12 protein-coding genes and 1 pseudogene are annotated in these 15,075 nt (G+C 44.1%); 5 read left to right on the forward strand and 8 right to left on the reverse strand.

The features are described 5' to 3' along the window. Positions 1-5: 5 nt before the first annotated feature. The 7 genes from A136_RS05090 to A136_RS05120 all read right to left on the reverse strand — a co-directional run bounded on the left by A136_RS05090 (position 6) and on the right by A136_RS05120 (position 9,962). Positions 6-1,829, reverse strand: coding sequence for an extracellular solute-binding protein (locus tag A136_RS05090; protein WP_017064737.1), 1,824 nt, complete (start codon positions 1,827-1,829; stop codon positions 6-8). A 16-nt stretch (positions 1,830-1,845) separates the two neighbouring features. Beyond that, positions 1,846-2,889 (reverse strand): ABC transporter permease, encoded by a 1,044-nt coding sequence (locus A136_RS05095; RefSeq protein WP_029235249.1) that lies wholly within the window; start codon positions 2,887-2,889, stop codon positions 1,846-1,848. Positions 2,890-2,891: 2 nt separating this feature from the next. After that, on the reverse strand, positions 2,892-3,914 hold the full coding sequence (locus A136_RS05100; protein WP_017064739.1) for an ABC transporter permease subunit: 1,023 nt from the start codon (positions 3,912-3,914) through the stop codon (positions 2,892-2,894). Positions 3,915-4,282: 368 nt separating this feature from the next. Next, on the reverse strand, positions 4,283-5,902 hold the full coding sequence (gene yejF / locus A136_RS05105; protein WP_017064740.1) for a microcin C ABC transporter ATP-binding protein YejF: 1,620 nt from the start codon (positions 5,900-5,902) through the stop codon (positions 4,283-4,285). A gap of 9 nt (positions 5,903-5,911) precedes the next feature. Next, the gene (locus tag A136_RS05110; RefSeq protein WP_017060847.1) at positions 5,912-6,934 is read right to left on the reverse strand and encodes an ABC transporter permease; all 1,023 of its coding nucleotides are present in this window, start codon (positions 6,932-6,934) and stop codon (positions 5,912-5,914) included. A 31-nt stretch (positions 6,935-6,965) separates the two neighbouring features. After that, positions 6,966-8,054: a microcin C ABC transporter permease YejB gene (locus A136_RS05115; protein WP_004730359.1), complete on the reverse strand. Its 1,089-nt coding sequence runs from the start codon at positions 8,052-8,054 to the stop codon at positions 6,966-6,968. Between the two features lie 12 nt (positions 8,055-8,066). Next, positions 8,067-9,962, reverse strand: coding sequence for an extracellular solute-binding protein (locus A136_RS05120; protein WP_017064741.1), 1,896 nt, complete (start codon positions 9,960-9,962; stop codon positions 8,067-8,069). A gap of 337 nt (positions 9,963-10,299) precedes the next feature. Here A136_RS05120 and A136_RS05125 point away from each other — a divergent pair, with 337 nt between their 5' ends. Continuing rightward, on the forward strand, positions 10,300-11,343 hold the full coding sequence (locus A136_RS05125; protein ID WP_017064742.1) for an endonuclease/exonuclease/phosphatase family protein: 1,044 nt from the start codon (positions 10,300-10,302) through the stop codon (positions 11,341-11,343). A gap of 11 nt (positions 11,344-11,354) precedes the next feature. Here A136_RS05125 and A136_RS05130 read toward each other — a convergent pair. Beyond that, a pseudogene (locus tag A136_RS05130) lies at positions 11,355-11,669 on the reverse strand (outer membrane beta-barrel protein); the annotation flags it as partial. Between the two features lie 94 nt (positions 11,670-11,763). Between A136_RS05130 and A136_RS05135 the strand changes: the two are divergent. The 4 genes from A136_RS05135 to rbsC form a co-directional block, all read left to right on the forward strand. Further along, a complete protein-coding gene (locus tag A136_RS05135; protein ID WP_017064744.1) occupies positions 11,764-12,078 on the forward strand; it encodes a winged helix-turn-helix domain-containing protein in 315 nt (104 codons plus the stop codon). A 200-nt stretch (positions 12,079-12,278) separates the two neighbouring features. Then, positions 12,279-12,698, forward strand: coding sequence for a D-ribose pyranase (rbsD, locus tag A136_RS05140; protein ID WP_017060853.1), 420 nt, complete (start codon positions 12,279-12,281; stop codon positions 12,696-12,698). Between the two features lie 99 nt (positions 12,699-12,797). Continuing rightward, on the forward strand, positions 12,798-14,303 hold the full coding sequence (gene rbsA / locus A136_RS05145) for a ribose ABC transporter ATP-binding protein RbsA (RefSeq protein ID WP_009844906.1): 1,506 nt from the start codon (positions 12,798-12,800) through the stop codon (positions 14,301-14,303). Beyond that, positions 14,300-15,075 (forward strand): ribose ABC transporter permease (gene rbsC / locus A136_RS05150; RefSeq protein ID WP_017064745.1); only part of this gene is annotated, 776 nt, incomplete at its 3' end. The genes rbsA and rbsC, both read left to right, overlap by 4 nt.

Consider the following 15,075-nt stretch of genomic DNA (forward strand, 5'->3'; position numbering starts at 1 on the left):
CATCCTTAGAGCTTATATCTGTCATCAATAATGGTGATGGGTGGATATGCCTTACCTTCTTTAGAAGCCAACTGAGTTTCTTCTTTTAGGTCTGTATCAATCCAGAAATTACTGGTATCTAAAATATTAAACATGGCTCCAGTCTTCTTCGTCATTGGGTTCTTTGGGAACTTAATCCAACGCCAGTAGGCATCTCGCGTATAAGGCACCATATAGCCAGGCACAATCACATACGCATCCTTTATTTTTCTTTGGATGTTCTGAGATAGCTGCTGTTTTCTTTCCATATCAAACTCAGAAATAAACGCCTCAATTTTTTGATCTAGCTCTGGTGAACTGAAATTTGTATGGTTATTAGTTTGAGGACGGTTGGCATTTGTCGAGTGAAAATACTCTTTGTAAGCTGGTATCTCCCCTCCGCCCATATTAAGAAAAGCAAGCTGGTGCTTTTTCTCGAGAATAAATTTGAATGCAGCAGAACCATCGACAAGGTTTAAGTCGAGCTCTAAACCAGCTAACTTCGCTTGCTCTTTTAGATAGGCAATTCTTGGTGTCCAAATGTTGTAGCCATACGTAATCTTGAAACTCAAACGAAGCCCATTAGCATTCATTCGGATACCATCAGAACCGATATTATCGAAGCCTGCAGATTCAAAATAACCAATCGCAAGTTCAGGCCTAAACGGTGGCGGCTCTACGCCTTCTAAATCGTATTTTCCATGCCCAAACCCCATAGCATGAGGTTTTCTAGAGTAATCGCCTCGTAACACGTTTTTGATCATGCCGTCGAAATCAGTCGCGTACGTGATGCCTTTCCGAACATTAATGTCGTTCAGCAGTGGCATGGATGTATTGATCCATAAACCGCCAGCGCCTTGTGGCCTTTGATTAAAGCCCCAGAATTTCTGTATAAAGCCATGACTAAAAGGTTCTGAGTTAGTTTTCTCATGCCACAGTTGAGGCTGTACCATTGCAAACGTGTCTAACTTTCCTTTTTCAAAATGCTTGCGTGCAATATCACTATCACGAATTACCTTGATGCGAAGTTTTTCCACGTTAAATCGGTTTTTATAATATTTATTTCCGTAACCCCACCAGCTATCACCAACATGTGAAAACGTAATGCTGCGACCTTTATTTACTTTTGATATAAAATAAGGCGATGTTGTTGGCTCTGCCTTGAAGTTGTATTTGCGAACAAAATTATCATCCATGCCATCCTTATTCCCATCGTTAATATCAACAAAATGATGCTTTGGACGAGGCTGGACTCCGTGACTCGGCATATTGATAAGAGCCATAAGTTCATCATTACTTTTAGGCTCGGCCATCGTAATACTTATCGTATAGTCATCGAATTTTTCAACGGTCGTGATGCTATTGCGGAAAAAGTCGCTATACCAAGGATCAATAATGTCTTTGGAACGGTAATACGTAAGCATAAATAGATAGTCGTCAGCCGTTACAGCTTCCCCGTCAGACCATTTCGCGTCAGGATTCAGTTTGAAATAAACCGTCTGGTGATCGTTCCCAAATGCCCATTCATTCGCCAGTTGTGGAATCCAATTGTCGGTATTTGGATGTCGTTGTGCCAATTTAGGCGTGCCATCCATTAAATAGAAACGAATACCTGAATTCGCGTCGGGGCCCACTGAACGTAATGTTTGTGGGAAACTAGGCATAAAGCTACGTAAAGTACCGCCACGCTTAGCCTCTTCAGAAGCAAAAACGGGATCATCCCAATTACTTTGCCATTCCAAGTTATTTGGTATTTGTTGTGCTTGAGCTAAGAAACTCAACAACAAAGCGAATAGTCCGTATCTGTACATCATCACTTCCTAGTGCCTATCTATAAACTGTGTATTTTTTGGGATCAAAAGCCGTTCTTATCGCTTCACCGATGAATGTAACCATGACCAACACACCGACTATTGCCGTCACAACAGAGCCAACAATCCATGGCGAATCGAGATTCGACTTGCCTTGTTGAAGAAGCTCTCCCCAGCTTGGGGTCGGTGGAATAAGACCTAAACCTAAGTAGTCCAGTGCAGTTAATGCAGTGATATTGGCTGCAATAGTGAAAGGCGCCAGAGTGACGATCATCACCATCGTGTTGGGTAAAATATGATTGAAGAGGATTCTTGCTGTTGATGCTCCTAGCGCCTTTGCAGCTAACACATACTCTCGAGCAGATTCTCTGTAGGTCATCGTTCGCATGTACCAAGTAATACCCATCCATCCAAAAGTCACATTGATCAATACAAACAGCATGAATGTGGGTTGTGCTATCGAGACCAAAATCATGATCACGTAGAGGAACGGCACCATTGACCAAGTCTCAATGGCTCTTTGAACAATCAGATCAAATTTGCCACCAAAGAAACCCATCGCACACCCCACCGTTACACCAATGCTGTATGCGATGACCATAGTTATCAGAGCAAACCCCATTGCTGTTCTAAACCCGTAAACCAATCGTGCTAAAATATCCCTCCCGATTACGTCAGTGCCCAAATAGTGCTTTGAGTAAGCACTTGGAGCATGTGGCGGATATTCACCAGAGAAGTCTTGTTCATACGGATTCCAAGGCACCAAAGGTAAAATCGCAAAGTCACCATTGTTTTTATCTTTAAGCGCTAATTGAAGTAGTCGATAGTTTGCCTCTCCCGAAGACTCCAAACCAAATGTCTTGCCGGAGTAAACATCAGATACAATTGGAAAGTAATATTCCCCCTGATAACGCACCACTAAAGCCTTACTGTTGATCAACGCTTCAGCAAAAAGAGACAGTAATAACATTACAGATAGAATGATCAGCGACCAGTATCCACGCTTTATTTGTTTGAATCGCTTGATCTGCTTTAGCGTCAACGGATTTAATTTAATCATCATCAAGCTCCAAACTTCACTCTAGGATCGACCAATGCAACGCAGACATCAGACAAGATATTGCCAAGTAGCAATATGCAGGCGTTGATTGCGACAATACCCATAACCACTGGGTAATCTCTTTCTACAATTGATTCATAACCAAGCAGGCCTATGCCATTAATATCGAAAATGACTTCAATTAAGAAAGAGCCCGTCATGAAGAAAAGAAGAGAGTTGCCAAAGTGGCTAGCGATTGGGATTAAACTATTGCGTAGTGCGTGTTTACGAATCGCCTCTTTAAAAGGCAAACCTTTAGCGATAGCAGTGCGAATGTAATCTGACGATAAGTTTTCCATCAAATTATTCTTCATGGTCATGGTTAACGTCGCAAAGTCACCTATCAGATAACAAAGCAAAGGTAAGACCGCATGCCACAAAATATCAGTAATTTGCTCTGAGAAAGTATCGAAGTCGTCGAAGTCATCATCCACAAAGCCCCCCATTGGGAACCACTCTAGGTGATAACTGAAAAACGTAATAAGAAGCACGCCGACCACATATCCTGGTAAGGCATAGCCGACAAAAATCATGATTGATGAAACAGAATCAAAGACGCTGCCGTGCTTCATCGCCTTAAAATAACCAAGAGGAATAGAGACAAAATAACTAATGAAAAAGGTCACACCACCATACATAGCAGAGACGGGCAGGCGCTCAAAAATCATGTCACTGACCGGTTCGTAGTAGCGTGTCGACTCGCCTAGGTCAAAATGAACAAGTCGAACTAGCCATTCGAGATACGCTTCCGTTACCGGCTTATCCAATCCATAAAATTTATTAAGATCGGCGAGTTGGTCTTCAGACAAAGCTGAGTTTTGGCCAACGAGACTAGACGCACCACCATCCCCTTGAGGCTGCATGTTAGCGAGCATCCTCTCGACAGGGCCACCTGGAACAAAACGCGTAATCGCGAATATCAAAATCGTAATACCAAGAAACGTAGGTACAACTAAAGCAAAACGTTTCAGTAAATATGCAATCATCCTAACTAGCCAAATTCCATTTAAAGCAATATTTCATCAATTTAATCAATAAAACAAAGTAGTCAAATGGTTACATTTACCTACATTAACTTACAATTTCATTTAGTTTGGATTAATTTACTTAATAAATTTTAATCTTAATAATCAAAAGCTTAAATTGGACACCAGAAAGGAATTTTGAATTAGAAGGTGTGGGTAATCTTTGTTTGTAACTTAGAAAGTGAACTGCTTAGACAATTCAAACATGTTTGTAAGCTGCATTGATATGGTGACAAATCGAAATCAAATACAAAAAAATCGCCACTGTTAAACAGAAGCGATTTATTGGTCTAATAAATGAGGAGTTAATCTATGCATAATGTATTTGGCTACACACCACCAACATTCGAAAGACTCACCAACTGCTTAGTATATTCATGCTGCGGATTACCAAACAAAGTCTCAGTGTCGCCCTTCTCTATTACCTCGCCAGCTTTCATGACGATGGTGTAATGACACAAGGATTTCACGACATTCAGATCATGACTGATAAACAAATAGGTCAGGCCATACTTTTCTTGAAGTGACTTCAGCAAATCCAATACTTGAGCTTGAACGGTTCTGTCCAATGACGATGTTGGTTCATCGAGCAGGATAAACTCTGGCTTTAAAATCAAAGCACGAGCAATCGCAATACGCTGCCTTTGACCGCCAGAAAACTCATTTGGGTAACGGTGACGCGTTTCAGGATCGAGGTCAACCTCTTTCATTACGTCACAGATGCGTTGGTCGAGTTCGTGCTCATCCAATTGTTGATGCACTAACAAACCTTCGCCAATCACCTGAGCGACCGACATTCTCGGGTTTAGCGCAGAAAACGGGTCTTGAAAGACTACTTGCATACGGCTTCTAAACGGAAGCATCTGTTTTCGATCTAAACCTTGAAGCTGTTCACTCGAGTAGGTGATTGACCCTTCACTATCTACCAGCTTAAGTATCGCCATACCGGTCGTCGATTTACCAGAACCACTTTCGCCAACCAAACCGATTGAGTGCCCTTTCTTCAAAGTGAACTCCATGTCGGTCACAGCTTTAACATGAGAAATGGTGCGCTTGAATAAACCGCCCGTGATCGGGAACCAAACACGAAGTTGATTTACATCGAGTAGCGGTTTGCTTTCGGGTGACACAGGAACGGGCAAACCTTTCGGATCAGAGTTAATAAGTTTTTGAGTGTAAGGGTGAGCAGGCGCGTTAAACAGGGTATGACAGTCGTTACTTTCGACCAAGCGACCATCTTTCATTACTGCTACTCTGTCGGCAATCTTACGAACGATACTCAAGTCATGAGTAATGAAAAGCATTGCCATACCCAGCTCTTGCTGCAGGTCTTTTAGAAGGTCGAGGATCTGCGCTTGCACCGATACATCCAAAGCCGTTGTCGGCTCATCAGCAATAAGCAGCTCTGGTTCATTGATCAGTGCCATCGCGATCATCACGCGCTGGCGTTCTCCACCAGATAGCTCGTGCGGATAGGCTGAAATCTTTTGCTCAGGATAGCGAATGCCAACCTTTGAAAGCCACTCTATCGCCAAGGCTTGTGCTTTGTTGGTTCGCATACCACGATGAATTGCTAAGGTTTCAACAAGCTGTTTTCCAATTCGATGAAGCGGATTTAGGGAAACCATAGGCTCTTGGAAGATCATTCCAATACGACCACCACGAATCCCTCGCAATTGTCTTTCAGAACAACTCAGAATATCGGTGCCAGAGAAATTGATCTTACCGTTTAAGTAGTGCGATGAGCCTTTAGGTAGCAGCTTTAACACTGAGTTAGCCGTAACCGATTTACCGGAGCCACTCTCGCCCACCAGCGCGAGTGTCTCACCTTTGTATATCTCCAACGAGACGTCTTGCGTCACTTGTTCTATCGAGTTTTTTCGCCCGAAACCGACAGACAGTTTATCTATGGTCAAAACCGGAGAAGCAGGCGTTGTATTTGAAGTCATAACTTATCCTTACTTCTGTTGATGTGGGTCGAAAGCATCACGTACCGCTTCACCAACGAAGACAAGTAACGTCAGCATCAGTGAAAGCACTACGAAAGCAGAAATGCCAAGCCAAGGCGCTTGTAAGTTAGCTTTACCTTGCGCCAATAGCTCGCCCAATGAAGGTGAACCCGCAGGAAGACCAAAGCCTAAGAAATCTAATGAGGTTAACGTAGTGACCGAGCCTGAAAGGATAAACGGCATCATGGTTAACGAAGCCACCATCGCGTTGGGTAGCATGTGACGAAGCATAATGCGTTTATCATCGACACCCATGGCTTGCGCGGCTCTTACATAATCAAAGTTTCGGCAGCGTAAAAATTCCGCTCGCACGATGCCGACCAAACTCATCCAGCTGAACAGCACCATAATCCCGAGCAACCACCAGAAATTCGGCTCAATAAAACTCGACAAAATAATCAGCAAGAACAGGGTCGGCATACCAGACCAGACTTCAATGAAGCGTTGTCCGAATAGATCAACCCAGCCACCGTAGTAGCCTTGTGTTGCGCCAACCACGACACCAATCACGCTCGATACAATGGTCAGAATAAAACCAAATAGAACGGAAATACGGAAGCCATAAATGATACGAGCTAATACATCTCGCCCCTTATCATCAGTCCCTAACCAGTTCACCGAATCGGGCTCCGATGGCACCGCACCTGAAATATCGAAGTTTATTGTGTCGTAGCTAAACGGAATGATTGGCCACACGATGTAACCGTTGTCTTCAATGAGCTCGATAACATACGGGTCTTTGTAGTCGGCCTCGGTTTCAAACTCACCACCAAACTCCGTCTCGGCATATTCATTGATAACAGGCACAAACCACTGATTATCATAAGAAACCAAGAGTGGTTTATCATTGGCAATGATCTCAGCGAACAGGCTCAAGCCAAACAAGATGGTAAATATCCAAAGGGAGATAAAACCACGCTTGTTTGCTTTAAAACGTAACCAACGAGCTTCAGCTAAAGGGTTGTTAAACATTTATTATCAATACCTTGTTATTCGTTCGCCATTAACGCGCTTCAAAATCAATTCGAGGATCAACCCAGGTATACGTCAGGTCGGAGATAATGCTCAGCACCAAGCCAAGCAAGGTCATGATATAGAGAGAGCTGAACACCACGGGATAGTCACGTTGAATGGTTGATTCAAAGCCAAGCAGACCAATTCCTTCGAGTGAAAACATCACTTCAATCAACATAGAACCCGTAAAGAAAATACTAATAAATGCGCTTGGGAAACCCGCAATAATGATCAGCATGGCGTTACGGAAAACGTGCTTATAAAGAATACTGCTCTCGTCCAAGCCTTTCGCTCTCGCAGTCACTACATATTGCTTATTGATTTCATCAAGGAAGGAGTTTTTGGTCAGCATGCTGAGCGTGGCGAATCCACCGATAACCATGGCGAAAATGGGCAACGCCAAGTGCCAGAAGTAGTCGCCAATTTGCTGATACCAGTTGAGCTGGTCGAAGTTACTCGACACAAGCCCTCGCAATGGGAACCAACTGAAGTAGTTACCGCTTGCAAACAAGATAATCAGAATAATCGCAAACAAGAAGCCCGGCACCGCGTAGCCGACAATCACCACCGCGCTCGACCAAATATCAAAGCGAGAGCCGTGATGTATCGCCTTCATAATGCCTAAGGGTATCGAAATCACATAGATGATTAACGTACTCCACAACCCTAAGGAAATGGAGACAGGTAAACGCTCGATGATTAAATCAATCACGTTACCACCCTTAAACAGGCTTTCACCAAAGTTAAAGGTCGCGTAGTTTTTCAACATATCGAAGTAGCGAACGTGAATCGGTTTATCAAAACCAAACTGCTTTTTGATCTCTTCAACCACTTCAGGATCAAGCCCGCGTGAGCCTTTATAGCCACTCGCAGATGCTTGGTCACTTTCGCTCAAATCAACTTCTTGTCCACCACCAGAAAAGCGCTCCATAATGCCAGAGTTATGCCCTTCTAATTGAGCAACAGCTTGCTCTACCGGGCCTCCAGGCGCTATCTGGATGATGAAAAAGTTGATGGTGATGATCGCCCACAGCGTGGGGATCACCAACAATAAACGTCGAAATATATACGCGGCCATGCTAACTAACTCCTAGCGACGTTTTTCAGGAAGCAAAGCCGCCTTCTCTTCTGAAATCCACCATGTATCGATACCTAAATCGTATTTAGGCAATACATCTGGACGCTCAAACTTGTCCCACATTGCTACGCGATACTCGCCAACGTGCCATTGCGGGATGTTGTAGAAATTCCACTGCAATACTCGGTCTAGTGAACGACCTAGTGTAAGAAGCTTTTCAGGGTGCTGTTGGTTACGCGCAATTTCTTCTGTTAACGCGTCAACCACTGGATCGATAACACCTGCAGTATTGTAAGTAGAATCAATGTAGTTAGAGTTCCAAACGATCATTAAGTTCGGGCTAGGATAAGGGTTTGCGGAAAATGAGGACGAAACCATGTCGAAATCACGATCATGCAAGCGCTTGATGTATTGAGTGGTATCGATGGTACGGATCTTCATCTCAATACCCATGCGCTTAAGGTTCTTTTGAACCGGCGTTGCGATACGTTCCGTGGTTGGGCTGTAAATCAACAACTCAAATGACATCGGCTTGCCAGTCTTTTCGTTGGTCATGACTTTGTCTTTCAGCACCCAACCCGCTTCTTTCAACAATTTGAAAGCGGTACGCATTTGGCTACGAATACGACCGCTACCATCGGTGACGGGTGGTTGGAATTCTTCGGTGAAAACTCGCGGTGGAATCTGATCTTTGTATTGAGACAACAACTCGACTTCAGCTTCGCTTGGTAAGCCTTTCGCTTCGTAGTCGGTATTTTGGAAGTAGCTACGAGTACGCTTGTACTGACCATAGAACATGTTCTTGTTCATCCACTCAAAGTCCATCGCATAGGTTAACGCTTCACGCACTTTAGGATCCGAGAACACAGGTGATTGAATGTTGAAGACGAAACCTTGAGTCGTTTCAGGCTTCTCGTGGTTGATCTCTTCTTTAATGATGTAGCCTTTATCGAAGTTCGCGCCCGTATAAGAGTTAGCCCAGAACTTAGCCGAATTCTCGGTTCGAAGATCGAACTCCCCTGCTTTGAACGCTTCCAACATTACCGTGTCGTCACGGTAGTAATCGTATTGCACCTGCTTGAAGTTATTGCGGCCAACGTTAACTGGTAGGTCTGCTGCCCAGTAGTTTTCATCTAGACCATAGGTAACACTTTGGCCTGATTTGTAGCTGATGATCTTATAAGGACCACTACCGACTGGTGGCTCACTTAGAGGCTCAGACAGCTTTCTGTCTTTCCAGAAATGTTTCGGCAATACACGAGTGCTTTGCGCGAAGCTAAACAGTTTTTCGCGGTTTGGACTGTTCATTTCAATACGAACAACCAAATCAGAGACCGCTTTTACTGACTTAATCTCTTTGTAATACACACGATACTGAGGCACGCCCTCGGTTGAGAACTTGTCAAAAGTAAAGGCAACATCATGCGCAGTGATAGGCTCGCCATCTTGGAATTTAGCATTTGGGTTGATGTCGATTTCCATCCAAGTGAAATCACTGGAGTAGCGAACCTTTGAAGCGATCAATGGATAGTACGCATCAATCTCGTCACTCGGAGAAAACATCAAGGTATCGTAAATCTCTCCGGTATAACTTGCAGCAACGCCGCGGGAACCGAATCGATTAAAGCTATCGTACGTACCTATGCTGCCATAGGTCACTTTGCCCTGCTTTGGCGCATCAGGATTAACGTAATCGAAGTGAGTGAAATCGGCTGGATATTTTGCTTCACCAAAACCAACCAGTTGTGTGGTTTCAATAACGGTGACAGCAGGAGTTGATTGGGTTTCAGAAGCGTAAGTAACGGAGGGTTGTAAAGCTATAAGCGGCAACATGATTGCACATGACTTCAAATTAAACCTGAAAAACTGAGTGCGTTGCGAGGCTTTGCGTCGAAAAACTGTTCCCATTTGACTCTCCCTTCAAATGTCATGAATTCTATATTCAAGTTGATTTATCGGCTTTGAATGCATGCCGTTAAATCAAGTATAGGTTCAAATCTAACATCATGTAATAACTAATAAAACCATCAGCACTCTATCTCTGACGGTTTATTTACAAATTACTCGTCACCGCTCGAAGTTATTGGATGCAGTGAGCTTTGATTGCTTAGCCTGAATGACACAAGCCTCCACAGCTTAGATTTCCTTTGATTCGCTTCTAAATTGAAGTTTAGGTTCTAAATAATCAACAAGCTATACTTTTACTGGAGTATCCTTGCTGCCTAGGTCTAAATGGAATGACACTTTGAACAAACCAAACCAAATAACATTCGCAACGTTCAACCTTCTGAACTATCTCGAGCCACCGAATGCTTATTATGATTTTGAGAACATCTACAGCTTCGAAGAATGGCAGAAGAAGCAACATTGGATGGCTGAAGCGATTCGTTCATTAGATTGCGATGTGATTGGCTTCCAAGAGATATTTAGCCCGCAGTCTTTAGAGCAATTGATGAACGACCTAGGTTATCCATACTTTGCAGTGGTCGATAGCGCACACGTTGAAGATGATTACCTATACACTTCACCTGTCGTTGGTATTGCTTCCCGTTACCCTATTGAAAACGTTCAGCCTGTTACGCCAGATTCGACGTTACTGACAGCATTCAACCTTGGCGACAAATTCTCATTCAACAGAACGCCTGTTCACGCGACGATTACGTTACCCCATTTAGGTTCAACCGACTGTTATGTGGTGCACTTCAAATCACAACGTCCGACAGAGCCAAAAGCAGAATCTGTCGATGCGGACAACACTCAGCAAGGTGCAAAACCACAAAGTGACACGCTCACTCGTTTTCACCAAGAACAGCTTGGCTCTTGGCTATCAAGTGTCCAACGCGGTCTAGAAGCTCAGATGCTGCATCAATACATCACCAACCAACGCTACCAAACCGAGCAACCTGTTGTGTTGATGGGTGACTTTAATAAGCCACTGTTTAATGATGAGTTTAAAGGGCTGTTGAATTACTCAATCAACCGAGACGAAAACAGCAAGCATTGGCTATCCCACTTTCGCTTGAAAGACAGCTGGGATCTTTACCATCAACTGCATGAAGAAGACTTGCTTGAACAGCGAAAGCCAACCCATTACTACGGCGCTTCTAGATCTGTACTGGACTACATTTTGATGTCGAACGAGTTTGATTGTCAGAACTCTTCAAGCTTAATGGAGATCTCTAGCTACACAGTGTTAGACCATCACCTGATTAATCCTAGTTTTGAACACGACCAATTCAGTACCGACCATGCCATCGTGTCTGTCACCGCTCATATTCGTGAAGCCTAGAGTTAAACATAAAAACCATCTCCTGAAGGGCGAGAGCCATCAGCAAGCTTCATGTCTAGATCAATAGTCGACAGACCGATAGTGCCAAATGGACGAATGCCATTATCAAACGTGTAACCGAGGTTCGCCGTTACCGAAAAGATTTGAGGTGTCCAAGTGAAAACCTTATTACCAGATTTCGTTTTCAGGGCGATATCACCAAAATCTGTGTATTGAGCTTCAACCGAAACAATGCGGTTAAATTTGTAACCAGCAATTAATCGGTAAGTATTGTCTTCGGCTTTAAAAGTAATAGGCTCACTGATCGTGTCAGTTAACCCGCCCACTTCGACCATTAGCACACTTAAATAATTACCCGCTCCAACAGCAGGCCAATTTGCTCAATCTCCACAATTTAGAATAAGACGAACAGAAAACACGATGAACCACACAATAGACTTCAACGGCTTAATCATTGATATCGACGCTCGAACGATTACCAACCAGCAAGGAAACAAAATCACTTTGCGCCCTCGCCTATTAGCAATGCTCTGCTTGTTATTGGAAAATGTGGGAAGACCGATTTCAAGAGAGCATATTGTTGATGTGTGTTGGGACGGACAACTCTCGTCACCACATGTTCTTGCAAACGTAGTCTATAACCTACGCAATGTGTTCGCGCGATTAAGAGCATCCAACGTCCAGGTCATTGCCATTAGTAAGTTCGGATATGCGCTATCGATTGAACCCACGTAAAAGGATTTATGCAATCAATGGCGGTGACTAAGATCACCAAAAAACGCCCCATCGAAACGTTTCGATGATCATTATCACACTCTAAAACAATCAAACGTGCAAATGATAAATCAGACACTATTATCACTATCGAAACGTTTCGATGGCTTTTCTTGAGTTGTTCTCAACCCATCAAGCGTTATTTTTCGATAGGTCGTGATATGAAAAAAAGTACTCTAATAAACTCTGAACTCTCTTACCTAGTGGCGACTCTTGGCCACACAGATGAAATCACGATTTGTGACGCGGGCCTGCCGATTCCAGACCACGTAACTCGTATTGATCTTGCTTTAACTCACGGTGTCCCAAGCTTTCAGCAAACGGTAAAAACCATGCTGGATGAATCTCAAATCGAAGGCGTTGTGATTGCAGAAGAGTTTGCGAAAGTAAGCCCAGAGCACCACGCAGCGCTGATTGATTTAATCAAGACAGAAGAAGCACGTTGTGGCAAATCGCTTTCTATTACTTACATCACTCATGAAGAATTCAAACAGCGTACGCATGAAAGCCGCGCGGTAATTCGCACCGGTGAGTGCACACCATACGCAAATGTTATTTTCCAAGCTGGCGTAACCTTTTAGCTCAAGCAAAACGCAACGACAGCTCAGTGACATCACTGAACCAAAACAATACATAGACAGAACAATCAAATACAACTGGCCCCGAGTAAAGGAACCGACATGACTCAAGCCATTTTAGAACTTAGCTCAATTGAGAAAGCCTTCCCTGGTGTGAAAGCACTGGATAAGGCAAGCCTCAACGTTTATCCAGGACGCGTAATGGCGTTAATGGGTGAAAACGGTGCGGGTAAATCAACGCTTATGAAAGTGCTGACAGGCATCTACCACTTGGACGGCGGCACTATTGCCTACCAAGGAAAACCTGCTGCATTTAAAGGGCCACGTGATTCTCAACAAGCAGGCATTAGCATCATTCACCAAGAGCTGAATCTAATCCCTGAATTGACCATCGCCGAGAACATCTTCTTAGGTCGTGAAATCACGGGCACCATGGGTCGTATCTTGTGGAACGAGATGTACCAAGAAGCAGACAAGCTACTTAAACGCCTTAACGTGAAACACAGCTCGAAAACGCCTCTAGGTCAGTTGAGCCTTGGTGAGCAGCAAATGGTAGAGATTGCGAAAGCCCTATCGTTTGAATCTAAAGTCATCATCATGGATGAACCAACCGATGCGCTAACCGATACCGAAACTGAATCTCTGTTTAAGGTGATTAACGAATTGCGCGATGAAGGCTGTGGCATTGTTTACATCTCTCACCGTTTGAAAGAGATCTTCGAGATTTGTGATGACATCACCGTGCTGCGTGACGGTAAGTTCATTGGTCAGTGTGAAGTAAAAGACACCGACGAAGATGGCCTAATCGAAATGATGGTTGGTCGTAAGTTAGACGAACAATATCCACGTATCGGCCAGAGCCATGGTGAAACTTGTCTTGAAGTGATTGGCCTGACGGGTTCTGGTGTTCACGATGTTAGCTTTACGCTAAAACGCGGTGAAATCCTGGGTGTATCTGGCCTAATGGGCGCAGGTCGTACCGAACTGATGAAAGTGATTTACGGTGCCCTTCCAAGTGAACGCGGCGTCATCAACCTAGAAAACAAAACCATCAACCCTGTAAGCCCGAAAGACGGCTTGGCCAATGGCATTGCTTACATCTCTGAAGACCGTAAGGGCGATGGCTTAGTTCTAGGGCTTTCTGTTAAAGAAAACATGTCGTTATGTTCGCTTGACCTACTGACAAAGAGCGGTCAAATCCAACATAAAGACGAAGTGATTGCAGTAGATGACTTCATCAAGCTATTCAACATCAAAACCCCGACGCGCGAACAGATTATTGGCAACCTTTCTGGTGGTAACCAACAGAAAGTGGCTATCGCTAAGGGCTTGATGACCAAACCAAAAGTACTGATTCTCGACGAGCCAACGCGCGGTGTCGATGTCGGTGCTAAGAAAGAGATTTACCAACTCATTAATAAATTTAAAGCCGACGGCATGAGCATCATTTTAGTCTCATCTGAAATGCCAGAAGTGTTAGGAATGAGTGACCGCATCATGGTGATGCATGAAGGCCGTGTAAGCGGTGAATTTGATGCTAAAGAAGCAAACCAAGAATTATTACTGGCGTGTGCGGTCGGTAAAAAGATCAACGAGGACGCAGCATGAGTACTAAAACCATGAGCAAAACAACTGAAGCTCCAAAGAAAAAACCGTTAATCAGCAAAGAGTGGCTGATTGATCAAAAGTCATTGATTGCTTTGCTCTTCCTGATTGTTGTCGTTTCTTTCTTAAACCCGAACTTCTTTACTGTCGACAACATCCTAAACATTCTGCGCCAAACCTCGGTTAACGCAATTATCGCTGTAGGTATGACGCTGGTTATCTTAACCGCGGGTATCGACTTGAGTGTTGGTTCTGTACTGGCGCTTTGTGGTGCGTTCGCAGCCAGCATGATTGGCATGGAAATCCCTGTGATGATCGCAGTACCAACCGCTCTTGTAGCAGGTGCAGCATTAGGTGCGATTAGTGGTGTGATTATCGCTAAGGGTAAGGTTCAAGCCTTCATCGCAACGCTTGTCACCATGACACTACTTCGCGGCGTAACCATGGTTTACACAGATGGTCGTCCTATTTCAACAGGCTTCACAGACACAGCAGACGCATTCGCTTGGTTCGGTACTGGCTACGCAATGGGTGTACCGGTTCCAGTATGGATCATGGTCGTGGTATTCGCAGCAGTATGGTACCTACTTAACCACACACGCTTTGGTCGCTACGTTTACGCACTGGGCGGCAACGAATCAGCAACTCGCCTATCAGGCATCGACGTAGACAAAGTAAAAATCGGTGTTTACGCAATCTGTGGTCTGCTAGCTGCAGTGGCAGGCATCATCGTGGCATCGCGTTTGTCATCTGCTCAACCAACCGCAGGGATGGG

Origin of the sequence: Vibrio crassostreae 9ZC13, from assembly GCF_000272045.2 — a bacterium.
In the GTDB taxonomy this organism is placed as follows: Bacteria; Pseudomonadota; Gammaproteobacteria; order Enterobacterales; family Vibrionaceae; genus Vibrio; species Vibrio crassostreae_C.

Bases quoted from the DNA above. Each gene is read 5' to 3' on its own strand.
- A136_RS05090 (WP_017064737.1), bottom strand. From the start codon at position 1,829: ATGTACAGATACGGACTATTCGCTTTGTTGTTGAGTTTCTTAGCTCAA.
- A136_RS05095 (WP_029235249.1), bottom strand. From the start codon at position 2,889: ATGATTAAATTAAATCCGTTGACGCTAAAGCAGATCAAGCGATTCAAA.
- A136_RS05100 (WP_017064739.1), bottom strand. From the start codon at position 3,914: ATGATTGCATATTTACTGAAACGTTTTGCTTTAGTTGTACCTACGTTT.
- yejF (WP_017064740.1), bottom strand. From the start codon at position 5,902: ATGACTTCAAATACAACGCCTGCTTCTCCGGTTTTGACCATAGATAAA.
- A136_RS05110 (WP_017060847.1), bottom strand. From the start codon at position 6,934: ATGTTTAACAACCCTTTAGCTGAAGCTCGTTGGTTACGTTTTAAAGCA.
- A136_RS05115 (WP_004730359.1), bottom strand. From the start codon at position 8,054: ATGGCCGCGTATATATTTCGACGTTTATTGTTGGTGATCCCCACGCTG.
- A136_RS05120 (WP_017064741.1), bottom strand. From the start codon at position 9,962: ATGGGAACAGTTTTTCGACGCAAAGCCTCGCAACGCACTCAGTTTTTC.
- A136_RS05135 (WP_017064744.1), top strand. From the start codon at position 11,764: ATGAACCACACAATAGACTTCAACGGCTTAATCATTGATATCGACGCT.
- rbsD (WP_017060853.1), top strand. From the start codon at position 12,279: ATGAAAAAAAGTACTCTAATAAACTCTGAACTCTCTTACCTAGTGGCG.
- rbsA (WP_009844906.1), top strand. From the start codon at position 12,798: ATGACTCAAGCCATTTTAGAACTTAGCTCAATTGAGAAAGCCTTCCCT.